At 66.5% G+C, this 23421-nt stretch carries 23 protein-coding genes; 7 read left to right on the top strand and 16 right to left on the bottom strand.

All coding sequences use genetic code 11. The annotated features are described in order from the left end of the window. Nucleotides 1–8: 8 nt before the first annotated feature. The 4 genes from NIBR502772_RS19070 to NIBR502772_RS19085 form a co-directional block, all read right to left on the bottom strand. A complete protein-coding gene (locus NIBR502772_RS19070) occupies nucleotides 9–2081 on the bottom strand; it encodes a PhoX family phosphatase (RefSeq protein WP_141141343.1) in 2073 nt (690 codons plus the stop codon). Nucleotides 2082–2238: 157 nt separating this feature from the next. Continuing rightward, nucleotides 2239–3264 (bottom strand): o-succinylbenzoate synthase, encoded by a 1026-nt coding sequence (locus tag NIBR502772_RS19075; protein ID WP_141141344.1) that lies wholly within the window; start codon nucleotides 3262–3264, stop codon nucleotides 2239–2241. Nucleotides 3265–3285: 21 nt separating this feature from the next. After that, nucleotides 3286–4302: a magnesium and cobalt transport protein CorA gene (locus NIBR502772_RS19080; RefSeq protein WP_141141345.1), complete on the bottom strand. Its 1017-nt coding sequence runs from the start codon at nucleotides 4300–4302 to the stop codon at nucleotides 3286–3288. 100 nt (nucleotides 4303–4402) lie between these two features. Next, the gene (locus NIBR502772_RS19085; RefSeq protein WP_141141346.1) at nucleotides 4403–4804 is read right to left on the bottom strand and encodes an Hpt domain-containing protein; all 402 of its coding nucleotides are present in this window, start codon (nucleotides 4802–4804) and stop codon (nucleotides 4403–4405) included. Nucleotides 4805–4993: 189 nt separating this feature from the next. On the opposite strand from NIBR502772_RS19085, the gene NIBR502772_RS19090 reads away from it, so the two are divergent. The 4 genes from NIBR502772_RS19090 to NIBR502772_RS19105 all read left to right on the top strand — a co-directional run bounded on the left by NIBR502772_RS19090 (nucleotide 4994) and on the right by NIBR502772_RS19105 (nucleotide 8317). Next, nucleotides 4994–5326 (top strand): helix-turn-helix transcriptional regulator, encoded by a 333-nt coding sequence (locus NIBR502772_RS19090; protein WP_058931565.1) that lies wholly within the window; start codon nucleotides 4994–4996, stop codon nucleotides 5324–5326. Between the two features lie 13 nt (nucleotides 5327–5339). Further along, the gene (locus tag NIBR502772_RS19095; RefSeq protein ID WP_141141347.1) at nucleotides 5340–5846 is read left to right on the top strand and encodes an SRPBCC family protein; all 507 of its coding nucleotides are present in this window, start codon (nucleotides 5340–5342) and stop codon (nucleotides 5844–5846) included. A gap of 143 nt (nucleotides 5847–5989) precedes the next feature. Then, on the top strand, nucleotides 5990–7171 hold the full coding sequence (locus NIBR502772_RS19100; RefSeq protein ID WP_210412324.1) for an MFS transporter: 1182 nt from the start codon (nucleotides 5990–5992) through the stop codon (nucleotides 7169–7171). Nucleotides 7172–7207: 36 nt separating this feature from the next. Next, nucleotides 7208–8317, top strand: coding sequence for a LacI family DNA-binding transcriptional regulator (locus NIBR502772_RS19105; RefSeq protein ID WP_141141348.1), 1110 nt, complete (start codon nucleotides 7208–7210; stop codon nucleotides 8315–8317). Here the strand turns inward: NIBR502772_RS19105 and NIBR502772_RS19110 are convergent. From NIBR502772_RS19110 to NIBR502772_RS19140, 7 genes are all read right to left on the bottom strand, one after another. Continuing rightward, entirely contained in the window at nucleotides 8314–8661 is a 348-nt protein-coding gene (locus tag NIBR502772_RS19110; RefSeq protein ID WP_210412325.1) for a DUF6510 family protein, read from the bottom strand. The two genes, NIBR502772_RS19105 and NIBR502772_RS19110, sit on opposite strands and share 4 nt — an antisense overlap. Beyond that, the gene (locus NIBR502772_RS19115; protein ID WP_141141349.1) at nucleotides 8658–9395 is read right to left on the bottom strand and encodes an FAD-binding oxidoreductase; all 738 of its coding nucleotides are present in this window, start codon (nucleotides 9393–9395) and stop codon (nucleotides 8658–8660) included. The genes NIBR502772_RS19110 and NIBR502772_RS19115 overlap by 4 nt, the downstream gene beginning before the upstream one ends. A gap of 10 nt (nucleotides 9396–9405) precedes the next feature. Continuing rightward, nucleotides 9406–9999, bottom strand: a complete 594-nt coding sequence (locus NIBR502772_RS19120; protein WP_141141350.1) for a sulfite oxidase-like oxidoreductase — start codon at nucleotides 9997–9999, stop codon at nucleotides 9406–9408. Nucleotides 10000–10081: 82 nt separating this feature from the next. Beyond that, nucleotides 10082–11608 (bottom strand): glycoside hydrolase family 32 protein, encoded by a 1527-nt coding sequence (locus NIBR502772_RS19125; RefSeq protein WP_141141351.1) that lies wholly within the window; start codon nucleotides 11606–11608, stop codon nucleotides 10082–10084. A gap of 26 nt (nucleotides 11609–11634) precedes the next feature. Then, nucleotides 11635–12516, bottom strand: a complete 882-nt coding sequence (locus tag NIBR502772_RS19130; protein WP_141141352.1) for a carbohydrate ABC transporter permease — start codon at nucleotides 12514–12516, stop codon at nucleotides 11635–11637. Nucleotides 12517–12524: 8 nt separating this feature from the next. Then, nucleotides 12525–13490 (bottom strand): carbohydrate ABC transporter permease, encoded by a 966-nt coding sequence (locus NIBR502772_RS19135; protein WP_141141353.1) that lies wholly within the window; start codon nucleotides 13488–13490, stop codon nucleotides 12525–12527. Next, on the bottom strand, nucleotides 13487–14908 hold the full coding sequence (locus NIBR502772_RS19140) for an extracellular solute-binding protein (protein WP_141141354.1): 1422 nt from the start codon (nucleotides 14906–14908) through the stop codon (nucleotides 13487–13489). The genes NIBR502772_RS19135 and NIBR502772_RS19140 overlap by 4 nt, the downstream gene beginning before the upstream one ends. A gap of 190 nt (nucleotides 14909–15098) precedes the next feature. Between NIBR502772_RS19140 and NIBR502772_RS19145 the strand changes: the two genes are divergently transcribed. Beyond that, on the top strand, nucleotides 15099–16007 hold the full coding sequence (locus tag NIBR502772_RS19145) for a phosphatase PAP2 family protein (protein WP_141141355.1): 909 nt from the start codon (nucleotides 15099–15101) through the stop codon (nucleotides 16005–16007). Between the two features lie 38 nt (nucleotides 16008–16045). Here the strand turns inward: NIBR502772_RS19145 and NIBR502772_RS19150 are convergent, their stop codons facing one another. The 4 genes from NIBR502772_RS19150 to NIBR502772_RS19165 are packed head-to-tail and all read right to left on the bottom strand — an operon-like array spanning nucleotide 16046 to nucleotide 18285. After that, nucleotides 16046–16810: an ABC transporter permease gene (locus tag NIBR502772_RS19150; RefSeq protein WP_141141356.1), complete on the bottom strand. Its 765-nt coding sequence runs from the start codon at nucleotides 16808–16810 to the stop codon at nucleotides 16046–16048. Then, on the bottom strand, nucleotides 16807–17592 hold the full coding sequence (locus NIBR502772_RS19155; protein WP_141141357.1) for an ABC transporter ATP-binding protein: 786 nt from the start codon (nucleotides 17590–17592) through the stop codon (nucleotides 16807–16809). Before NIBR502772_RS19155 ends, NIBR502772_RS19150 begins: the two co-directional genes overlap by 4 nt. Further along, nucleotides 17589–17954, bottom strand: coding sequence for a DUF1048 domain-containing protein (locus NIBR502772_RS19160; RefSeq protein ID WP_141141358.1), 366 nt, complete (start codon nucleotides 17952–17954; stop codon nucleotides 17589–17591). The genes NIBR502772_RS19155 and NIBR502772_RS19160 overlap by 4 nt, the downstream gene beginning before the upstream one ends. Nucleotide 17955: 1 nt before the next feature. Further along, nucleotides 17956–18285, bottom strand: a complete 330-nt coding sequence (locus tag NIBR502772_RS19165) for a PadR family transcriptional regulator (RefSeq protein WP_141141359.1) — start codon at nucleotides 18283–18285, stop codon at nucleotides 17956–17958. 210 nt (nucleotides 18286–18495) lie between these two features. Here NIBR502772_RS19165 and NIBR502772_RS19170 point away from each other — a divergent pair, with 210 nt between their 5' ends. After that, the gene (locus NIBR502772_RS19170; RefSeq protein ID WP_141141360.1) at nucleotides 18496–20478 is read left to right on the top strand and encodes an APC family permease; all 1983 of its coding nucleotides are present in this window, start codon (nucleotides 18496–18498) and stop codon (nucleotides 20476–20478) included. An 11-nt stretch (nucleotides 20479–20489) separates the two neighbouring features. Continuing rightward, complete coding sequence (locus NIBR502772_RS19175; RefSeq protein ID WP_141141361.1) at nucleotides 20490–21935, top strand: TrkH family potassium uptake protein; 1446 nt, start codon at nucleotides 20490–20492, stop codon at nucleotides 21933–21935. 4 nt (nucleotides 21936–21939) lie between these two features. On the opposite strand, the gene NIBR502772_RS19180 is transcribed toward NIBR502772_RS19175, so the two are convergent. Beyond that, complete coding sequence (locus NIBR502772_RS19180; protein ID WP_141141362.1) at nucleotides 21940–23412, bottom strand: APC family permease; 1473 nt, start codon at nucleotides 23410–23412, stop codon at nucleotides 21940–21942. Between the last annotated feature and the right edge of the window lie 9 nt (nucleotides 23413–23421).

Here is a 23421-nt window from a genome sequence, read left to right on the forward strand (position 1 = left end):
GAGGGGTGTTAGGCGTCGGTGCGGAACACCTGGATCACGGACGGACGGGGTGCGCGCGCCTCGCCGCGGGCCGGCGTCGCGCCTTCCTTAACGTAGTCCGGGAAGAACGAGCTCTGCTTCTCGAACGAGCCATCCTCACCCGGGTGCTGCACGGCCACGAACACGGTGCGCTCGTCGTCGTGGATGATCGGTCCGCAGGTCTCGCCTTCCTTCGGCACGGCCAGGAACTGCTCCACCTTGCCACGTTCGGCGCCTTCGAGGGTGACCTTGAAGAGGCCGTCGGCCTTGCCGATTCCGGCGGGGGCGCCGTCGGTGGAGATCCAGAGGTTGCCCACGGAGTCGAACGCGAGGTTGTCCGGGCAGGAGATGGGCGAGACCTTGTCCACCGGGAAGCCGGAGAAGTAGGTGAACTTGTCGGTGGCGGGATCGCCGCAGACCATGAGCAGGTTCCACGTAAAGGCAGTGGAGGTCTGGTCGCCGGTTTCGGTGATTTCCACGATGTGGCCGTCACGGTTTTCGTTGCGCGGGTTGACCTCGTTGGCGGCTTCGTTCGAGCCGACGCCGCGGTTGGAGTTGTTGGTGCAGGCCACGTAGACCTTGCCGGTGTGCAGGCTGGGCTCAACGTCCTCGGCACGGTCCATCTTGGTGGGGCCAACCTTGTCGGCGGCAACGCGGGTGTAGACCAGAACTTCTTCAACAGTCATTTCCGGTACTGCAGAGACTCCGTTCTCCACCAGCGCGAGCCACTCGCCCGTGCCGTCGAACGCACCGTCTGCCGGCACTTCGCTGGCCTTGAAATCGGCTGAGTTTCCGGTGAACCGAGCCACGTAGAGGTTGCCGGCGGAGAGGAGCGTCATGTTGTGCTGGCGGTTGCCCTCGATGTACTTGTCCTTGGACACGAACTTGTAGAGGTAGTCGAAGCGCTCGTCGTCGCCGGAGTAAGCCACCACGTGCCCGGATTCGGCGATGATGACGTTGGCGCCCTCGTGCTTGAAGCGGCCCAACGAGGAGTGCTTCTTCGGGGTGGACGTCGGATCGAACGGGTCAACCTCAACAATGTAGCCGAAGCGGTTGGCCTCGTTCTCGTAGCCGGGTTTGCGGGTGTCGAAGCGCTCGTCATCAATTTCCCACTGGCGGGCGGTGGCCTTGTCGGTGAGGCCGTAACGCTTGTCATAAGCGGAGGTACCCGGGGAGCGGAAGTAACCGTTAAAGTTTTCCTCGCCGGAGAGGATGGTGCCCCACGGGGTGGTGCCGCCGGCGCAGTTACCCAGCGTGCCCTTGATGAAGCGGCCGTCGCGGTCCTTCACCGTCTTGACTAGCTCCGAGCCGGCGGCGGGGCCGGTCAGTTCGTAGACTGTGTTGTTCAGGAGGCGGCGGTTCAGCGGCGCGCCCTTGACGTAGGTCCACGGCTTGTTCTTGTTTTTGCGCTCCAGCTCGACGACGGACAGGCCGTGTGCAGCCTGGCCCACTGCGCGGACGTCGGCAGCGGGCATGGACGGCGGGAACATGATGCCGTCGTTGGTGTATTCGTGGTTCGCGAACAGCACGGCCCGGCGGCCCTTGGTGTTCGGGATCTCCAGGATGTCCGTGTAGTCGCAGTTGTAGCCGAACTGCTTTTCCTGCGCGGCGGCCGTCTGGTTGTTCAGGTCGAAGTCCGGGGTGCCGTTGAAGATCGGGTCACCCCAGCGGATCACGGGCTGCCAGGTGAAGCCTTCCGGAACGGTGACGGCGTCGACGGCGGCATCCACCGGAGCGATCGGCGTGAACTTCAGCTTCGCCTTGGCGAAGCCTTCCTTAGCTGCCGGCGCCAGGCCGGGGCCGCCGGCAACTGCCGGTTCCGCTGAGGTAATGGCGCTGCCAAGTACGACGGCGAGCGCACCGGCGGCGCCGAAGCCCAGGGCGGCGCGGCGGGACATGGTGGCGGACGCAATGTCCCGGAAATAGCTGTTGGAGCTCGTGTTGCAGACATCGCCGGAGCAGGCGTTGTCGCACTTCAAGGCGCACGTGACGGCGCTGCGCTTGCCCTTGGTGTGGCCGAGCATGGGCAGCAGGGTGAACTTGCGGGCTGTCGTTTCAGACAAGGGGTGCCTCCAAATTTACGATCGGGTCCCGGCCACCCTTTCAGCCGCGTCCGACGCCCAGCCGTCAGCCGGGTGAAGTTCCGGTTAACCCCGCGTGACCTGCAGGAATACCCATCGATTGCTCCGTAGCGGCCCTTTTGGAGCCTCTAAAGGGCCGTTACGGAGCAGTCGATGCCGCGAGGAGGGCGTGGACCCTGGCGAGGCGGGCCAGCCACCAGTCGCGGCGTTCCGCGGAAGCCGCATACTGCTCCAGCAGCCCGGCGTCGGCGGCGACGTCGCGGAGACGGATAGCGCCGTCGTCGGCCACCAGGGGATCCAGCGTGATGTCCGAGGCGAACAGCGACACCGTCCCCAGCCCGCACGCATACGGCAGCTCGGGCAGGGCAGCGGCCAGCGCCAGCCCGGCGCGGATGCCCACGGAGGTGTCCAGCGCGGAACTGACGACGGCGGGGAGCCCGGCCTGCGCCACGATGTCCAGCGCACGCCGCACTCCCCCGAGCGGCGCGACCTTAACAACCAGCAGATCCGCCGCGCCGGCCCGCGCCACCTTAAGCGGATCGGATTCCTTGCGCACGCTTTCGTCGGCGGCGATCAGCACCGGCGTTCCCGCGGCGCGCAGCTGCCGCCGCACTTCCGCGAGCCCCTCAATCGACGGCACCGGCTGCTCGGCATATTCAAGTCCGACGGCGACCAGCCGGGTGAGTGCCGCCACCGCAGTGGGCACATCCCAGCCGCCGTTGGCGTCGACGCGGATGGCGGCGTCCGGCAACGCGGAACGGACGGCGGCGACCCGGGCGGCGTCGTCGTCGAGCGTCTGCCCGTGCTCGGCCACCTTGACCTTGACGGCGTCCACCCGGCCGAACCGGGCCAGGACCTCCGGCACGCGGTCCGCGGAAACGGCGGGAACGGTGGCGTTGACGGGGATCACCGAACGGACGGGCGAAGGGAAACCGTGCCAGCCGGCCTCGATGGTGGCGGCGAGCCAGCGGGAAGCCTCGGCGTCGGCGTATTCGGGGAACGGGCAGAACTCGCCCCAGCCGAGCGGGCCGCGCAGCAGCAGCGTTTCGCGTTCCATAATGCCGCGGAACTTCACCCGCATGGGCAGGCTGACCACGTGGGCAGTGGCGAGCAGTTCGTCCAGGGAGGGGAAGGCGGCGGGCGGCAGGGCGGCGTCGGCGGGCATGGATTCACTGTACCGGCAGCGCTAAATCCACTTGTTGTGCTTGAAGGTCCAGTAGAGCCCCAGCCCCATGGCAACCATCAGGCCCAGGGCAAACGGGTAGCCGAAGACCCAGTTCAGCTCGGGCATGCTGGTGAAATTCATGCCGTAAATGGTGCCTACCAGCGTGGGCGCAAACAGGATGGCCGCCCACGACGAAATGCGTTTCACCTGCTCGCTCTGGGCGAAGCTGGATTCGGTGAGCTTGCGCATTTCGTCGTTCTGCCGCTGCGCCACCAACGCCGCGTTAACGGCCAGGGCGTTCTGCAGCAGTGCGCGGAAGGACGCCACCCGTTCATTCAGCCGGATCACGTGGTCCAGCACGTCGCGGAAGTGGTCCTGCAGCTCGGGACCGGGTGCGCGCTCCGGTGTTCCGGCCGCGAGGGCCTGGAGGATGCCAACCAACGGACTGGTGGCGCGCTGGAAGGTGATGACCTGGCGCGAGAGCTCGTAGATCCGGCGCGACACGTCCGGATCGGCGCCGAAGAGGTCGTCCTCGATCTCGTCCACATCGTTCTCCAGCCCCGCGGCCACGGGTTCGTACTCGTCCACCACCTGGTCCAGGATCCCGTACAGCACGGCCTCCGGGCCCAGGGCGAGGAACTCGGGCGTGGATTCCATCCGCTGGCGCACCTTGGCCAGGTCCGGAGATTCGGCGTGGCGGACGGTGATCACATAATCGGCGCCGACAAAAACGTGAATCTCGCCGAAGTCCACTTTCTCCACGTCGTCGAGGTAGCGGGCGGGGCGGAGCACCAGGAAGACGCATTCGCCGTAGTGCTCCAGCTTGGCCCGCTGGTGCCCGGCCAGGGCGTCCTCCACGGCAAGGGGGCTCAGGTCGAATTCCTCGGCCACCGACCTGATTTCGTTGGCGTCCGGGCGGTACAGTCCGATCCACGCCATTCCTTCGCGCTGCCTCAGGACGAAATACGTCTCGTCCAAGCTGACGGGGTCCGCCGTCCTGACACCGTCCACGTACACCGCGTTATCGATGATGGTCATGGCCGGGCCTCCTTGTCGGAACATCGCCTGACCCCAGTGTTCCTTTCGCGCTCCCAGTCGTCCAGAGTGCCCAGTCGTCCAGAGTGCGGGCAGGCGGGCCTCACCCGGAGTGCAGGTACTTCTGCAGGATGTTAGTGGTCTGCCGGGCGCAGCGAATGATCTGGCGCAGGCGGTCCGCTGCCAGCCGGGGCAGGACCCGGGCGGGTTCAGAGTGGAGGGTCTCGTGGCGCAGGGCCTGTTCCAGTTCCATGGCAAGTCCGGCCAGGCGCTCCGCGCCCACCATCTGGCTGGAGGTCTTGAGGCTGAGGACCGCGTCCATCGCACCGGCCAGGTCGCCGGTGGTCAGGGTCAGACGCAGCTTTTCAGTCCTGTGGGGCAGGTATTCGATGAAGTTCTGCACGAAGACTTTCCACACGCCGTCATCGTCCTCGAGCTCTGTCCGCAGCCTGTCCAGGACATCCGGATCCAGGAGGGGAAGGCCGTTGCCCTCGTCCGGCGCCATTGCTGTCCTTCCTGCCCCCAGAAGCGGTGTACCGATGGACGTCTCGCAGGTCCCCCATACGACGCTATGCCGCCGGGGATGCCGAAAGCATCAGTAGTAGGTACTCGACTTTTCAACTCATTGGCACTGCGTGGCAGATGAGCTATCCGTCTCTTCCAATGCATATCGATATGGGTATACAATCGCCGTATGGCACGGGCAGCAACAACGGCAGATACGTTCAACGCGGTGGCTGAGCCCCGCCGTCGGGAAATCCTGGACGCCCTCACTCAAGGCGAGCGCCCGGTCAACGAGCTGGTGACCCTTTTGGGCCTGGCGCAGCCGCACGTGTCACGGCACTTGCGGGTGCTGCGCGAGGTGGGCGCCGTCGTCGTGCGTGACGAAGGCCGGCAGCGGCTCTACCGGCTCAATCCGCAAGCCCTCAAGCCCATCCACGACTGGGTGGCCAGCTACCAGCACCTCTGGGAGGAGCGCTTCGATCTTCTCGAGGACGTGCTGGAGGATCTCAAAGAAGAGCACTGAAAGGAGCAGGACAATGGCACAGGCAAGCAGCAGCACCATGGATGTGACGTTCCCCAGCGACACGGAAATCCTGATCACGCGGACCCTCAACGCGCCCCCGCACCTCGTTTACCGGGCATGGACCACGCCGGAACTCGTCAAGAAATGGTGGCCGGGCCGGCGCGGTGAGATGACCGTGGCGGTGATGGACTTCCGCGTTGGCGGCGCGTGGCGTTACGTCATGGTGGCGCACGGCGAATTCGAGGTGGCCTTCCACGGCATATACCGCGAGATTGTGCCCAACGAGCGGATCGTCCACACGGAGGTCATGGAGATGCCGGGCACCGCGCCGGACAGCGAGGAAGGCGCCGTGCTCAATACGGTCACCTTTGACGGGGCCGACGGCGGCGCCACCACCGTGCGGATCCGCACCGATGCGGGGAGCAAGGAAGTCCGGGACCTGATTGCGCAGTCCGGCATGGAAGGCGGCGTGCGCGAGCAGTTCGAGATCATCGAGGAGCTGGCGGCATCCCTCACCTGAGCTGCGTACCCACCCGGCCCAACTCGCATTAAACGTCGTCATTCGGGATTTTCACGACGCTAAGTGCCAGCTACTTTGGGGGCGGTTGTTACACTCCAACGTGTGATTTCCCTCCAGCAGGCGCCCTGTCTCGAAATGCACGCGTGAGCGCCCCGGCACAGGTGGTCAACGCCCGGGCGTCCACCGTCCCCCTGTACGCGGCCGGCTTCGTCACCGCGTTCGGCGCCCACAGCATCGCCGCCGGCATGGGCGCGCAGAGCGAGAACATCGGCCTGACGCTGCTCAACCTGGGCATCCTGCTGGCCCTCTATGACGTTTCCGAAGTCTTCCTCAAGCCGGTCTTCGGCGCCCTGAGCGACCGGATCGGAACCAAGCCCGTCATCGTCGGCGGCCTCCTGGCCTTCGCGGTGCTGTCGCTGATCGGCCTCTGGGCGGCGGATCCGCTGATGCTTGGACTCGCGCGGCTGGGGCAGGGCGCGGCGGCTTCGGCGTTCTCGCCGGCGTCGTCCGCGATGGTTGCGCGTTTGGCGGGCGGCAAGAAGGCCGGGACCTACTTCGGCCGGTACGGTTCGTGGAAGAGCCTGGGGTACGTCATCGGTCCGCTGCTGGGGGCGGGCCTGATCCTGGCGGGCGGGTTTGCCCTGCTGTTCGGGGCCCTCTCGGTGCTGGCGGCGGCCACCGCCGTGTGGGTGCTGGTGTCCGTTCCGCACCTGGCCCCGCTCCCCCGGCAGCGTTACACCGTGCTCGATCTCGCCCGCCAGGTCACCGAGCGGCGCTTCCTGGTTCCCACGCTGGTGCTGGCGGCCTCCACCGGGGCGCTCGGCGCGGCGATCGGATTCATTCCCGCCCTGGCCACCCGGCACGGCCTTGGCCCGGTTGCCGGCACAGCCGCGGTCAGCGTCCTGGCAATCACGTCGGTGCTGACCCAGCCCTGGATCGGCAGGCTGCGGGACGCGCACCGCATCAGCGATAACAAGGGTACGACGGCGGGACTCCTCCTCACCGCCGCGGGCGTCGCACTCATCGCCGTCACCCCGGGTCCGGTCACGCTGTTCATTGCGGCGGCGGCCATTGGCGCGGGCGTCGGCCTGGCCACGCCGCTGGGCTTCGCGCATCTCGCCGACACCACGCCGCCGGAGCGGATGGGCCGGACCATGGGTTCGGCGGAACTCGGCCGGGAACTCGGCGACGCCGGCGGGCCGCTGCTGGTGGGCGGCATCGCCACCCTCACAGCCCTGCCGTTTGGCCTCGGAGCCCTGGCGCTGCTGGTCGCTGCGGCCAGCCTGCCGCGCCTGCCGGAAGCGCACCTCACACGCGTTAGGTAGACTGCAGGAAATACCGTACGCGGGAGGAAACCCAGTATGAACCGCAAAGCCACAGCGCTCGACGTCGCCAAGCTCGCCGGAGTTTCCCGCAGCGCGGTGTCGCTGGTCCTGAACGGCCGCGGCGACGGGAATGTGGCCAAGGAGAGCCAGGTCCGGATCCGTGAAGCGGCGGCCACGCTGAACTACACGCCCAACGCCATTGCCGTGAGCCTGCGGAACCGCCGGTCGCGGATCATCGGGATCGTCTCGGACCAGGTGGTCACCAGCCCGTTCGACGGCAACATCATCGCCGGCGCGGACGCCGTGGCCAGGTCCCAGGGTTTTGTCACCGTGGTGATGGATACGGAACTGGACGAGACCCGTGACGAGAGTGCCGTGGCCACCCTGCTGGACCGCCAGGTGGACGGGCTGATGTATGTCACCGTGGGCCTGCGCCCCCTGCACGTCCCGCTCAACATGCTGCGCGTGCCGTCGGTGCTGGCCAACTGCTTCGATGACCGTCCCGAGGCAGGCGTTCCGGCCGTCATTCCGGATGAGGTCCGCGGCGGCCGGGAGGCGGCAACGCACCTGCTGGAGCTTGGCCACCGGGACATCGCGTTCCTCGCCGGTGACGGCGTCACACCCGCCGCGCCGCGCCGGATCCAGGGCCATCGGGATGCCTTTGAGGCCGCCGGGTTGCCGGTGCGGCCGGGCCGGATCCTCGAAGCTGGCTGGGACATCGATGCCGGGTTCCATGGCGCCATGAAGCTCCTGGACGGCGTGGCTGCGCCGGACCGGCCCACCGCGATCGTGTGCGCGAACGACCGCCTGGCCATCGGCGTGGTGCTCGCGGCCAACCGGCTGGGCCTGGCTGTGCCTCAGGATGTCTCCGTCATGGGGTACGACGACGAATTCCGCATCGCCTCCACCATGGTCCCCGCGCTCACCACCATGGCCCTCCCTCTGCGGGAGATGGGCGCCGCCGCCATGACCGGGCTCCTCCGGGAACTGTCGAAGGAGCCGGAGGATAACGAGGATTACGACGACGGCGGCGCCCCCGCCGAGCACGGCCGTCCCGGCCAGACGCTGGTCCCGTGCCGGCTCGTGGTGCGCGAGTCAACCGGCCCGGTCCCCGCCGGCCAGAACCCTCCAAGGCGTACGCGCTAGCCCTCCCGGTCGATCTGCAGGTAGCTGAGTCCGCTGACGTCGAGCCAAAATTTGGTGGGAGTCTCGACAAGACGCAGGAGCACACCCCCACAGGAACTGCAGCGTACAACGATTCCCGGGGCGTCGGAATACACTGCGGCTTCCCCGAAGACCCTGACGGCGCCACAGTTCTTGCATCGACCGATCGCTGCGATGATGTCAATGCGGAACAGTTCCCACAGCGGTCCTGCCGCCGCGTTCCCGTCAAGATGAGGTATGGGATTGTCCGTGGTTCCGGCGATGTCCCGGTCCTCGAAACGCGGATCCTCAGCGCCAGGCGAAGCGGAGCCGTTGTTGGCAGTCACCGGATTCCTCCCGTTCCGCCGAAGCGTTCGGTTTTGATCGAGGCGGCCGGATAGCCCGCCTGCACCAGCCACTCTGTGATTGTTTCGACAAACATCGTCTGACCACAGATGAAGATGTCCGGAGAATCGTGCACCGGCAGGATGTTTGCCAGCAGCGTTTCGGCGGAGAGTCGCTTCGGGGCGCTGGGCCAGCCCTCCGGCACTTTGCGTGTGTAGACATAGTCGACCACGAGCCTGCGGGATTCCCGGCTCAAGGTGAGCAGCTCCTCCCGATAGAACCCCGACTCCGGCGACTTAAGCGAATACAGCAGCCGGAACTGAGAAGGATTCTCGGACGCCTCGTGGGCGCGGATCATTGCCATCAGCGGGACGATGCCGGATCCTCCGGCGATCAGCTGAACCGGGTTCGGGTTAGTCGGACGCCAGACGAACCAGCCGCCGACGGGACCCCGGATCTCCAACCGGTCTCCGACCATCAGGTCTCTGACCAGATAGGGGGAGACCTCTCCGTTGGCCAGTTCATCGACCGTGATCTCCAATATTTCGTCCATGCCGGCTGTGGCCACGGAGTAGGACCGTACTGCCGTGTAGCCGTCGTCGGCCGTGAGTCGAATATCGATGTGCTGGCCGGCAAGGTTGCCGTTCAGGCCGTCCACGCGCAGCCCGATGGTCCTGGACGAATCCGTTTCGGGATCGGCGCTGACGACGTCGGCGACCCGCCACAGGCTACTCATTGGGCGTGCCTCATGAGTAACGCTCCTCGCGCCAGGGGTCGCCGTAGATGTGGTAGCCGTTGGATTCCCAGAAACCCGGAACATCGTGCGGCGTCAGCTCGATGCCATTGACCCATTTCGCGCTCTTCCAGAAGTACAGATGGGGTACCAGCAGGCGGGCCGGTCCGCCGTGGGCGCGTTCCAGCGGCTCACCGTCGAATTCCCAGGCCACCCACGCCTGGCCGTCCAGCAGGTCCTGCAGCGGCACGTTGGTCGTATAGCCGCCGTAGGAGTGGGCGGTGGTGAACTCGGACGTTGTTTCCACGTCCTCGAACAGGGCGTCCAGGGACACCCCGCGCCACGAGGTGCCCAGCTTGGACCAGCTGGTCACACAGTGAATGTCGGTCCGGATATCCACCTGAGGCAGAGCCATGAACTCGTCCCAGGACCAGGCGCGACGCTGCCCCGTCTCGGTTGTAATGAAGAATTCCCAGTCCGCCCGAGCGATGTACGGTGCAGGACCCGCCGTCAGTACGGGAAAGCTTTCCGTCTCGTATTGACCCTGTGGTAACGCTGGATTTCCGGTGCGCCGTTTTCCATGAAAACCAGACGAGATGATTCCCAACTTGTACCTCCGATGCGGAGCCCCGCCGGTCGAATGTAATCCGTGCCCCAACGATAGGCCAACAGCTGCACAGAGACCAGACCTACCGGGGCTGCGCCAGCTGCCAGACGTCCGCGGCCGCGCCCTCGGGAAGCCGCAGCACCCACCGCTCGCCGGGCGCCGGATAGGCGCGCAGCGTGGTGGCCACCGAACCGCTCCGGTACACCTCCACCAGCGACGCGTCCACAAACACCCGCAGCTCCTCCCCCGCCGCCAGAGTCCCGCTGAACACCACTTGCTCAGCCTCGGTTGAGCCATCGGCCACCAGGGAAAGCTCGACGACGGCGTCCGCGGCCAGCGCCGCCGGCCCACCGGAGCGGGCGGTCACCACAGCCTCGGCATACGCCGGCAGCTCAACGCTCCCGGCAGCCTGTGCAGCCAGCTGCGCGCCACGGTAGGCATCCACCTCCGGCGCCGGTGCCACGGCCAGGGCACCGTCCACCACGGACAGCAGGCGCGGGTGGGTGAGCACTCCGGCCCAGCCTGCGGCGTCGATCTGTTCCTGGCTGCGGCCCCGGCGGCCGTCCCGGCCCGGACCTTCATTGGCCCAGCCCCACAGCAGGGCCTTGGGCTCCGCGAGGGCAGCAAGAGCAGAAGAAGAAACAGGAGCAGCAGGAGCACCGGCGCCGGCACCACCGGCACCCGCACCGTCCTGCAGCTGCACGATCTGCGGCGCGTAGAAGTCGCGGCCCAGGTCGGACTTTCCGCCGGTCTCCGGGGAGAACACCGGCAGCCCGGTGGCGGGGTCCTCGGCCAGGGAGCCGATAAGGTGGCCTACCCCGTTGGCATGCTCGTGGCCATCGCCGGAAAGCCACAGCGAAAACATCATGACCCACGCGTCGCCGGACGAAGCGTCGCCGCCGGACCCGGGCCCGGATTCAGCGGAGGAAACGGACGGCACCCGCACCAGCTGCGGGCACTCCCAGATCTCGGCCGGCGTCCGGGCAGCAGCGACCGGGTTCTCGGACGTGAGCCAGATGCCCTGGTACTTCCAGTCAGCCAGGTCCTCCACCGTGTAGAGCAGGAGCGCCGCGTGGCCGGAGGCCAGACCCGCGCCCTGCATGGCGTAGCGCTTGCCGTTGAAGCGGAAGATAAAGGGGTCGCGGACCGCGGTGACCATGGGGTCGGCCGGCATGGATGCCGCGACGTGGCCATCCTGGGTCCAGGAAACGAGGTCCGCCGAACCGCGGGAGATGACCACCTGGGAGTGGCCGCCGTCGCCGCGGACGCCGGAGTACGCGGCGGTGGGGACGCCGCCGTCGTCCGTCACCACACCGGTCCAGCAGCCGTACTCGTCCGGCCCGCCGTCCTGCGGACGCAGCGCCACAGGGTGTTCCTCCCAGCGGACGAGGTCCGCGGAGCTGAGGTGGCCCCACGCGATCTTGTGGTGCCGGGCAGACGCGGGGTTGTACTGGAAGAAGACGTGGTACCGGCCGTTGAGGTGGCTGACGCCGTTGGGGTCGTTGATCCAGCCCTGGGCAGGACGGGGGTGGAAGTGCGGGAACGCGGGGTCGGGGTGCGCGGCGGCCAGGCTCGCGAAGTCGGCGGCGGCGAGGTCCGGGGATGACATGGAAATAAGCCTTTCAGAGGTGTGGGCTATTTGCCGCTGCCGGCGGTGAGGCCGTCCTGCAGCACGCGCTGGCCGAAGATGAAGACCACCAGGGCAGGGATCATGGACAGGACCACGCCGGCCAGCACCACGGAGATGCTGCCGGTGCCCAGGTTGCCCTGCAGGGAGACGAGGCCCAGCGGCAGGGTGAAGTTCTGTTCCGAGATGGTCATGATGAGCGGCCGGAAAAACTCGTTCCAGTGGAAATTGAAGGCGAGGATGCCCACGATCGCCATCCCCGGAATGGCCAGCGGGGCGTAGACCGAGCGGAAGGTCCGCCAGGGTGAGGCGCCGTCGATCGACGCCGCTTCCGCGAGGTCGGTGGGCAGCCCCATGAAGTACTGCCGCATCAGGAAGGTGCCGAACGCCGTCGGGATGGCCGGCAGGATCAGCGCCAGCAGCGTGTCCGAAAGCCCCATACCGCGGATCAGCATAAACACGGGCACGATGGTCACCTGCAACGGCACCATCATGGTGGCCAGCACGATGGAGAACAGGGCGCCGCGGCCGCGGAACTTCAGGTTGGCGAAGGCGTAGCCGGCCATCGCGGCGGTGACCATCTGTCCGACGGCGATGAGCCCGGTGACCAGGGCGCTGTTCAGCACCAGGAGGACGATGTCCACCTGCCGGAAGACCTGCGCGTAGGACGTGAAGTCCGGGTTCCAGGGGAAGAACGACGGCGGCAGCTTGAACGATTCCGACGGCGACCGCAGCGAGGTGGACAGGGTCCACATCACCGGGCCCAGGGTCAGGACGGCCGCGATCATCAGCAGGACAATGCGGAGGACCAGGTTCCAGTTCGGCTTCCGCCGGGACCGGGCAGGCACGGCAGGGGTGCGGGTGGAGACACGCTCTGTAGTGGTAGTCATGGCTGGCCTTACTGGTAGAAGACGAATCGTTTGCTGAGCCGGAACTGCGCGGCGGTGATGGCCATGATGATCAGGGTCAGGATCACGCCGATGGCCGATGCCTCGCCGAATTCCAGGCGCTGGAACGCGGATTCGAAGATCACCATCACGGCGGTGCGGGTGGAGTCCCCGGGCCCGCCGCGGGTCAGGACGTACGTCTGGTCGAACACCTGGAGGGCGCTGATGATGGCCATCACGGACGCCAGCAGGGTGGTAGGGCTGAGCAGCGGCAGGGTGACGTAGACGTGTTTGCGCCAGCCGGTGGCGCCGTCCAGCGCGGCGGCCTCGTAGGTTTCCACGGGGATCGACGCCAGCCCGCCGATGAACAGCAGGAAGGAGAACCCGAAGTTCTGCCACACATAAACCAGGATGACGACGGCGGCGGACCCGCCGGGGGTGGTCAGCCACGGCACCGCGGGGATGCCAGCGAGGGAGAGGAACCAGTTGACCACGCCGAACTGCTCGTTGAAGAGGTACCGCATAAAGATGGACACCGAGGCGGCGGAGAGGATCAGCGGGAAGAAGAACGCTGAGCGGAAGAAGGTCCGCAGCCAGGCCGGCATCTTCTCCTGCACCATCACGGCGAGCGCCAGGGCCAGGCCGAGCTGGAGGGCCACCGCCACAATCACAAACGCAATGGTGTTCAGGAAGGACACCCGGACCGTGGGGTCCTGGACCACTTCGGCGAAGTTGTCGAAGCCCACGAATGTCGGGGCGGAGATGATGTCCCAGCGGAAGAACGCCAGGACCACACTCGCCGCGATGGGCACCAGGGTGAACAGGCCCATGCCCAGGATGGTGGGGGCCAGGAAGATCCAGGCAAGCCAGCGCTGGCTGTGCCGGCCGTACGCGGTCTGGGAAGTGGCGGGTGTTCCGGGCTTGGCGGCCTTGGCGGGCTGCTTCGGCCGCTCCCGGCGAGGGATGGTGGTGCTCATGACTGCCTCCTCAGGGCCAGTTCAAGATCGCGCTGCATGGACTCGAGGGCCTGCTTGAGCTGGCGCTCGTCGCCGCTGACGGCCAGCGAGACGTTTTTCATCAGGGCCGTTTCGACGGCGGCCTGCTGGGGCGGTGCCGGGATGGGGCCGGTGGTGGGGTACTTGTCCAGCGTGTCGTAGAAGACCTTCCAGTGCGCCGGGCCCTTCCCCGAATACAGCGCCTCGTTGACCATGGAGCGGCGGGCGGGGGTGGTGACCGGGTTGGGGAAGATCAGCTCCATAGCTTCGCGGCTGGCACTGAACTTGATCCATTCCCAGGCGGCGTCCTTGTCCTTGGCGGTTTTCATAATGGCGTAGCCGGCCGTGCCGAACTGGTGCCGCTGGCTCCGCCACTTGGGGAAGAACGCGACGTCGTAGTCGTTCTCCTTCATGCCGGCCTCGTGCAGGCCCTGGACCCAGTAGCCGCCGGCCGGGGTGGTGCCGATCCGGTTGGAGGCGAAGAGCCCCACCAGGGAGCTGCCGCCGCCTTCTTCGGGCCGGACGCCGAGGCCGTCCTTGACCAGGCCGCGGAGGTAGTCGAAGGTCTCGAAGACGCGGGGGTCGTCGGCGTTGGGTTCCAGCCACTGGTAGCCGCCGGAGCGCAGGTTGCGGGAGGGGTCGTTGGCGTAGAAGGAGTCCCAGAGCCAGTCCCCGCCGGTGGAGCGGGTCTCCTTCAGGAAGCTGGTGTCGTTGGCGTAGAGCCAGGGCACCACGCCGCCGAAGAGCCGGTTGGTCCAGTAGTAGGGCGTGAAGTCGGTGGGCCGGGCCTTGCGCATGGCGGCGAGGCTGTTGCGGAAGTCCACGTGGGTCCAGTCGTCCGCCGGGCGTTCAAGCCCTGCCTGCGCGAAGGCGGTGGTGTTGTAGTACATGTTGGCGGCGTTCCAGTCCATGGGGAGCTGGAAGAGGCTGCCCTTGTACATAAAGGCCTCCACCAGGCTGGGGTGGACGTCGGCGAAGAACTCGGCCATGTCCGCGGCGTCGCGGCGCAGGTATTCGTCCAGCGGGTGGGCCAGCTTGTCCGCGAACAGCTGCGCGCCCTCGGTGGCGACGTAGACGACGTCGGGCGGGGTGCCGGCGGCCACCATGGTGAGGATCTTGGTGAAGAAGTCTTTCCAGTCCACGGCCTGGATGGCCTGGACCTTGACCCGGATGTCCGGGTGGAGTCGGGTGAACGCGTCGATGGCGCGCTGGCGCGCTGCGGCATCGGCGGCTGTACCCATGATGGCAATGCTGAGGCTGTTGTCGCCCCGCCCGGGAATATCGGATCCGGAGAGCCGGGGCCACGATGCCACCGTTGCTCCCACAATTCCTGCTCCCAGGGCACCCAGGGCGGTCCGGCGTGTGATTTCACGCAGACGGCCAGTCGTGGCACCGGTCATATCAACTTCCTTCCTAACACGTGTGAGGTAGCTTATGGCGCCGACCTAACACGTGTCAACTGTCACATCCAAGCTGGCAAGGGCCGCCCAATTAGGTAGCAGCAGGTGTCGTTATGGGCCTCCATAACGACACCTGCTGCTACCCAGTTGGGTGAGAGGACCTCCCAGCTTTCTGTGACACCCTTAACCGATGACCATTCCACGCCAGGCACCACCGCGGACCCCGGCACGCCCCTCCCCGGGCTCCGGCTTTATGTTCGCGTTCGCCTGGCTCGCCTGCGTTGTCGGCCTGATCGCCACGTACTACTACTTCGTCCAGACCACAACGGGCCAGTTCATCGATGAATCCGCGCTGGTTGAAGCCATGGACATCCACGGGCCGGCGGGCAAGGCAGCCACCGAATTCCTGGACTGGCTGCCCACCATCTCGCTGGTGGTGGCCGCCGTCGTGGTTCTGTTTGTCACGGTGATCCGACGGCGGTGGTCGGCTGCCGGGATCGCAGTCACCGCGTGCATCGGCGCGAATATCGCCACGCAGGTCCTGAAGGAAGTGCTGCCCGCCCGCCCGGACAAGGGTGTGGTGACGCTGGAGCTGAACTCGCTGCCGTCCGGTCACACCACTCTGGCCGCGTCGGCTGCGGCGGCGGTGTTCCTGATGGCCTCGCCGCGGTGGCGTCCGCTGGCCGGTTTTGTGGGCGGCACTTTCGCCATCGCATCCGGGGTTTCCACCCTGATCAACCAGTGGCACCGCCCGGCCGACGTCGTCGCAGCTTTCCTCCTGGTGGGCGCGTTTATGATCCCCGCCGGCTGGCTGATCGTCCGGAACGGCGCGGCGTGGAACGTGTGGGACGGCTTCGACAAGCACGTGGGCTCGGCAAAGATCTGGCTCACGCTGCCGGTGGTGATCGGGCTGGCTTCCGCGGGGGTGGCCGTGTATTCGCTGGCCAAGATCGCCGCGGGGCCGCTCCAGGATGACAGCACCACCAACTACTTCTGGGCCGGGATCTCGCTCATCGTGATCGCCGGGTACCTGGCCACCGTGGCCACCACGTCACTGTTCGCATATGCCGCACGACGGCGGGACGCACCAACGCGCTGAGCCAACCGCCGCCGTCGGACGCCGGCGCCGCGGTCGCCTTAGGTGATCTTGCGCCGGTAGGCGGCCATGGCGAACACGTAGGCGAGTGCGAGGATGCCGACGCACCAGGCCAGTGCGATCCAGATGTCGTTCCCAACCGGCTGCTGCGCGAACAGCGCGCGGATAGAGTTCACGATCGAGGTCACCGGCTGGTTCTCGGCGAACCAGGCCACCGGGCCCGGCATTGTCGCCGTCGGAACGAACGCCGAGCTGATGAACGGCAGGAAGATCAGCGGGTAGCTGAACGCGCTGGCGCCGTCGACGGTCTTCGCGGAGAGCCCCGCGATCACGGCCAGCCAGGTCAGGGCGAGCGTGAACAGGACCAGGATGCCGGCGACTGCAAGCCAGGCGCCCACGGATGCTCCGGTGCGGAACCCCATGAGGAGGGCCACACCGACGACCACCGCGACCGAGACGAGGTTGGCCACCAGCGAGGTGAGCACGTGCGCCCAGAGCACGCTCGACCGCGCGATCGGCATGGACTGGAAGCGCTCGAAGATGCCGCCCTGCATGTCGAGGAACAGGCGGTAGGCGGTGTAGGCGATGCCGGAGGCAATCGTGATCAGCAGGATGCCGGGGAGCATGTAGTTGACGTACGACTCGTCGGATCCGGTATTGATCGCGCCGCCAAGCACATACACGAACAGCAGCATCAGCGCGATCGGCGTGACCGCGGTGGTGATGATCGTGTCCGGGCTGCGCAGGATGTGGCGCAGCGAGCGGCCGGTGAGGACACCGGTATCGCTGAGGACGTGGGTGCTCATCGGGATGCCTCCTTCTCTTCCTGCTCTTCAGCCGTCTCACCGACGAGCGCCAGGAAGACGTCTTCGAGTGAGGGCTGCTTCTCGACGTACTCGATCTCGGCCGGCGGCAACAGCCGCTTGAGCTCGTCGAGCGTGCCGTTCTGGATGATCGTGCCCTTGTGCAGGATCGCGATGCGGTCGGCGAGGTGCTCGGCCTCGTCGAGGTATTGGGTGGTGAGCAGCACTGTCGTGCCGTTCTGGGCGAGATCCTTCACGGTCTGCCACACGTCGATGCGCGCCTGCGGGTCGAGCCCGGTAGTCGGCTCGTCGAGGAAGATCACCTTCGGCTCGCCGATCAGGCTCATCGCGATGTCGAGCCGGCGGCGCATGCCGCCCGAGTATTCGGCTGCCTTGCGGCCGCCGGCCTCGGTGAGCGAGAAGCGCCCGAGCAACTCGTCCGCGATCGCCCCCGGGTTCTTCAGGTGCCGGAGCTTCGCGACCAGCACGAGGTTCTCCCGGCCCGTGAGCACTTCGTCAACGGCGGCGAACTGCCCTGTCAGGCTGATCGCCTCGCGCACATCGCCGGGGTTAGCGGCGACGTCGAAGCCGTGCACCGTCGCGGTTCCCGCGTCGGCCTTCAGCAGCGTCGAGAGGATACGCACGAGCGTGGTCTTCCCGGCCCCGTTGGAGCCGAGGAGGGCGAAGATACTGCCCGCCGCCACCTCGAAGTCCACACCGCGCAGCACGTGCAGGTCCTTGAAGGACTTCTCCATGCCCTGCACCCGGATTGCTGTCGCGGTCATGACTCCATCCCCTTCGCCTTGTCGACCGCCTCGTTGAGGCGGGCCCGCTCCTTGTCGATCCACCGCTTTCCGCCGTATGCCTGGGCGAAGCTCTCCGCGAATTCGATGGGATCTTCGCCCACGATCTCGCCCACGGGCGTGCCGTCGATGGCCGCGCGTTCCCACAGGTCCGCGAGGTCCGAGAGCATCTGCACCATGGTGTCCCCCTCGGTGACCCCGCCGTAGTACATGAAGTACCGGTTGAAGGCCTTCGCCACGGTGAGATAGGGCTCAGGCAGGGCATCCAGCCGCGCCTTGGCCTGCTTGTACTGCTTCTTCTGCTCGAGCGAGCCGGTCACCAGCTCGATCCATTTCGCTGCCATATCACTTTCCTCCCTTGCGGAGCTCTTCAAGCCGTTCGGACAGGAAGCTCCATGTGTTCCAGAATTCGTCCAGTTCCTTCTTGCCCTGGGCGTTGAGCGTGTACACCTTGCGGGGCGGGCCCTTCTCGGACGGCCGCTTCTCGACGTCCACCAGGCCCTTCTGCTCGATCCTGACGAGCAGCGCGTACACGGTGCCCTCAGCGATGTCGGGGAACCCCTGCGCCCGGAGCAGCGTGGTGATTTCGTACCCGTACGCCGGGTTCCCGGTCAGGAGGGCAAGAACGATGCCCTCCAGTGTTCCTTTGAGCATCTCCGTCATCTGCTTGCCCATCGGACACCTCCTCCACTACTCAGTAGTACTAGCTACTAGTACATAGTAACGCTAAGTAGTGGAAGCGCAAGCCCCCAAAAAACCAGCGCAGGCAGGCGTTAAGGATGCGTTAAGATCCCGGGTTTTCCGGCAAAGGGCCCTTGGCCCGGTGCTACGCTCCGTTGGTTGTTCACCCCGATCCCGCCTGCGCGGGGTACAGAAAGTAACCCGTTGACTGCACCCACCCGCTTCTCCATTCCCGCCAGCGTTCCCAACCCGGAACGCGACGGCGGACCCGGAAACCGGCTGACCCGGTGGCTGCTCGAACACACCGTCCACCAGCCGGTGGGCCCGGAAACTGCTGAGGACCACGCCCCCACCCAGAGCTGGTGGAAGGTCATGTGCCTCACCGGGGTGGACTACTTTTCCACCCTCTCCTACCTGCCCGGCATCGCCGCTCTGGCAGCCGGGGCGCTCTCCCCGCTGGCCACCCTGCTGATCGTCGGCCTGACCCTGCTGGGCATGCTGCCGATGTACCGACGGGTGGCGCAGGAAAGCCCGCACGGACAGGGATCGGTGGCCATGCTGGAAAAGCTCCTGCCGTTCTGGCGCGGCAAGATCTTTGTGCTGATCCTGCTCGGCTTCGTCGCCACGTCCTGGATCATCACCATCACCCTCTCCGCCGCCGACGCCACCGTCCACATGCTCGAAAACCCCTACCTGCCGCACTTCCTCGAGGGCCAGGCGGTTGTCATTACCGTGGTGCTCCTGCTCATTTTGGGCGGGGTGTTCCTGCTCGGCTTCTCCGAAGCGGTGGCCGTCGCCATTCCCCTCGTCGCCATCTTCCTCGGGCTGAACGCCGTCATCATCGGGGTGGGACTGTACGACGCCGTCACCCAGCCGGGTGCCATGGCTGACTGGACCGCGGCGCTCACCTCCTCCGGAACCGGCTTCGGCGATATCGCCGGACCCGCCCTGCTTGCCTTCCCGCTGCTGGTCCTGGGCCTGTCCGGTTTCGAGACCGGCGTCAGCATGATGCCACTGGTAGCGGCCGACGGCGCCACCGCCGAGGAACGCCTGGCCGCCCGCGTCCGCAACACCCGAAAACTCCTCACCACCGCCGCCCTGATCATGAGCGTGTACCTCCTGGGCAGCAGTTTCGTGACGACGGTGCTGATCCCCGCCGAGGCCTTCCAGGCAGGCGGCGAGGCCAACGGCCGCGCCCTGGCGTACCTTGCCCACGAGCTGCTCGGCACCGGCTTCGGCTCCGTCTACGACGTCAGCAGCATCCTGATCCTGTGGTTCGCCGGCGCCTCCGCCATGGCAGGGCTGATCAACATCGTTCCCCGCTACCTGCCGTCCTACGGCATGGCCCCGGACTGGTCCCGGGCCGTGCGCCCGGTGGTGCTGGTGTACACCGCCATCAGCATCCTGATCACCATCGGCTTCAACGCCGACGTCAACGCCCAGGCCGGCGCGTACGCCACCGGTATCCTGGCCATGATGGTCTCCGGCGCCGTTGCGGTCAGCATCTCCGCCGCCCGCAACAAGAGGCGGCGCGCCGCCGTCGGCTTCACCATCCTGACCCTGATCCTGCTCTATGCGCTGGGGGCCAACGTCATTGCCAAGCCGGACGGCATTGCAATATCCGGCTTCTTCATCCTGGGCATCATTGTGGTCTCACTCGTCTCCCGGGTCAGCCGCACCACCGAACTCCGGGTCCACAACATCGAATTCGACGACGAAGCCCGCCGCTTCATCACCGACACCCTGGACTTTGACGGGCGGATAAACCTGATCGCGAACCGCCCGCAGGCCCGCGACGCCGCAGAATACCGCGAGAAGGAAGCCGAGCAGCGGGCGAACAACCCCGTGCCCGGAACCGCCGACGTGATCTTCCTGGAGATCGAAGTCACCGACCCCTCGGGATTCAGCGACGTTCTTGAGGTACACGGAATCGAAGTGGACGGACACCGCGTGCTCCGCGCCGAAAGCCCGGCCGCACCCAACGCCATCGCCGCCATCCTGCTGGCCCTCCGCGACGCCACCGGCGTCCAGCCCCACGCCTACTTTGAATGGGCAGAAGGCAATCCCCTGGCGCACCTCATGCGCTACCTGTTACTGGGACGCGGAGACACCGCCCCCGTGGTCCGCGAGATTATCAGGGAAAACGAGCCCGATCCCGCCCGCCGCCCCGGCATCCACGTAGGCTGACGGGCAGTCCGATGACGACACGGGGCGACACCGCCGGTGTGAAGGGACCCGTCCCGGGGCGGTGGAAAGGCAAGGCAGCCAAAACAGCCAAATCGGCCAGGGCCCGCAGGGAGAGCGCCATCCGGCGGGCGCTCTCACACCCCGTCCGGTCGGTGCCCCTGGCATTCCTGGCCGTCATCATCCTGGGAGCGGCCCTGCTGATGCTGCCGGTTGCCCGGACCGGCAGCGACCCCGGAGCCGACCCCCTGATGGCCGCCCTGTTCACGTCCGTGTCGGCTGTCTGCGTTACCGGGCTGATCACCGTGGACACGGCCACGTACTGGACCCCTTTCGGGCAGACCGTGATTCTGGGACTGATCCAGGTGGGCGGCTTCGGCATCATGACGCTGGCGACGCTCCTGGCCCTGCTGGTCCGCAAAAGCATCGGCCTCCGCGGCCAGCTCGTGGCGCAGTCCGAAACGCATACGCTTAACTTGGGCGACGTCAGCGCCGTGCTGCTCCGCGTGGCCCGGCTCATGGTGGGCATCGAAGCAGCCACCGCCGTGGTACTGACCGGACGCTTCTGGCTGGCCTACGACCAGAACCCCGGCACGGCGCTCTGGCACGGTGTGTTCCACGCCGTCTCGTCGTTCAACAACGCCGGGTTCGCGCTCTACAGCGACAACCTCATCGGCTTCGCGGAGGATCCCTGGATCATCGTCCCCATCTGCCTGGCGATCATCGCAGGCGGCCTCGGTTTCCCGGTGATCATCCAGCTGCTCAGGGGAAACGTCAACGCCCGGAACTGGAGCGTCCACCTCCGACTGACCATCTACGGCACGCTGCTGCTCCTGGTGCTTGGCGTCACGCTTTTCGCCGCGTTCGAATGGAACAGGGACGAAACACTCGGCGGCCTGTCCCTGACCGGGAAGCTGCTGGGTTCCCTGGCCGGCGGCGTCTTCCCCCGCACTGCCGGCTTCAACAGCATCGACTACGCCGCGGCATCACCGGAGGTCCTCATGGTCACCAACATCCTGATGTTCATTGGCGGCGGCAGCGCCGGCACCGCAGGCGGCATCAAGATCACCACGTTCCTGGTCCTCGGCTTCTCCATCTGGAACGAGGTCCGCGGCCGGGACGAGGTGACCATTGCCCACCGTTCCATCAGCGCCTCGTCCCAGCGCCAGGCCCTGTCCGTCGCGCTGCTCGGGGTGGCAGCGGTGGTGGCCGGCACGCTGGCGCTGCTGATGGTCACCGACTACAGCCTGGAAAAGGTGCTGTTCGAATCCATCTCCGCGTTCGCCACGGTGGGGATGAGCACCGGCATCACCTACAACCTCCCGCCGGCGGCGGAATGGGTGCTCATGGCCCTGATGTTCCTCGGCAGAATCGGCACAGTGACGGTCGCCTCCGCTCTGGCCTTGTCCTCCCGGCCCCGCCTTTACAGCCTGCCGGAGGAACGCCCCATCATCGGCTAGGCGCCTACGCGTCATCCTTGCCGATGTTCTGGGTCCCCACCGGCTCGCCTTCACGCCTGTTGGTCCGCCTGTTGATCAGCCAGGTGATAAACCAGAGCACCACCCCGATCACCATCAGACCGCCGGCGATCTGGTACTGGATGACGTTGCGGCCCACCCACGGCCCGGCGAGGAAGGCACACAGCAGGGCGGCGAGGAGCGGCAGCTGCCCGGGCGAGGTGAAGAAGACCTTGCGGTTGAGGTCGCGCTTGCGGCGAAGCACCAGGCAGGCCACGTTCACCACGGTGAAGACGCACAGCAGCAGGAACGCCGTGGTGCCGGAGAGGTTGGCCACGATGTTGCTCTTGGGGTCGCTGGTGACGTACCAGATCAGTCCCAGCGCGAGGACGGTGGAGAACAGGATGCCGGCCCACGGGGTGCGGCGGCCCGGCAGGACCTTCCCCAGGGCAGGCGGCAGGACGTTCTGGCGTGCCATGCCGTAGATCAGCCGGCTCGCCATCAGCATGTTGATCAGCGCGGTGTTGGCAACGGCGAACACGGCGAGGAACGGGAAGACCCTGTCGATGGGGAAGTCCGGCGAGCCCTTGTGCACTACCTCCAGCAGCGCGGCACCTTCAGCCTCGCGGATGTTCTCCAGCTCGGTGGGCGACAGCACGCTGACCACGGAGACGGCCACCAGCATGTAGAGGATCACGGCGATGCCGAGGCCCGTCAGCATGGTCCGCGGGAAAATCTTCTCGGGGTGCTTGGTCTCCTCCACCATGTTCACCGAGTCCTCAAAGCCCACCATGGCAAAGAAGGCGATGGAGGTTGCCGCCGTGACGGCCAGGAACAGGCCCTTGTCCTGGTAATCGTTGAAGACGAAGATTTCGCCGACGTTCCCGGTGCCCTGCGTCATGACGTAGAAGCCGACGCCGATCACGATGGACAGTGCAATTACCTCCACCAGCGTGAGGACCACGTTGAACTTCACACTCTCCCCCACGCCGCGCAGGTTGATCGCGGCCAGCAAGACCATGAAGCCCATGGCCACGGCGGTGATCACGCCCTGGCCGGGCATCTCCATCCAGCCGTTGATCCTCAGGCCGCCGAAGAAGTTCTGGGCGAGGACGTTCGCGGACGTGGAGGCGCTGGTGATGCCGGAGCAGACCACGGCGAATGCCACGAGGAACGTGACGAAGTGGATGCCGAACGCCTTGTGCGTATAGAGCGCCGCCCCTGCCGCCTGCGGGTACTGCGTGACTAGCTCAAGGTAGGAAAACGCGGTCAGCGTCGCGACGACGAACGCGAGCAGGAAGGGCAGCCAAACGATGCCGCCCACCGTCCCGGCCATGGTTCCGGTGACTGCGTACACGCCGGCGCCGAGGATGTCGCCAACGATGAACAGCAGGAGGAGCTTGGGGCCAAGGACCCGCTTGAGCTCGTGAGGCTCTGCCTCCGGTTTTGCCGGAAACAGGTCATCTGAAGTGGTGCTCATCGCCCTGAC

The organism is Pseudarthrobacter sp. NIBRBAC000502772, assembly GCF_006517235.1.
GTDB lineage: Bacteria > Actinomycetota > Actinomycetes > Actinomycetales > Micrococcaceae > Arthrobacter.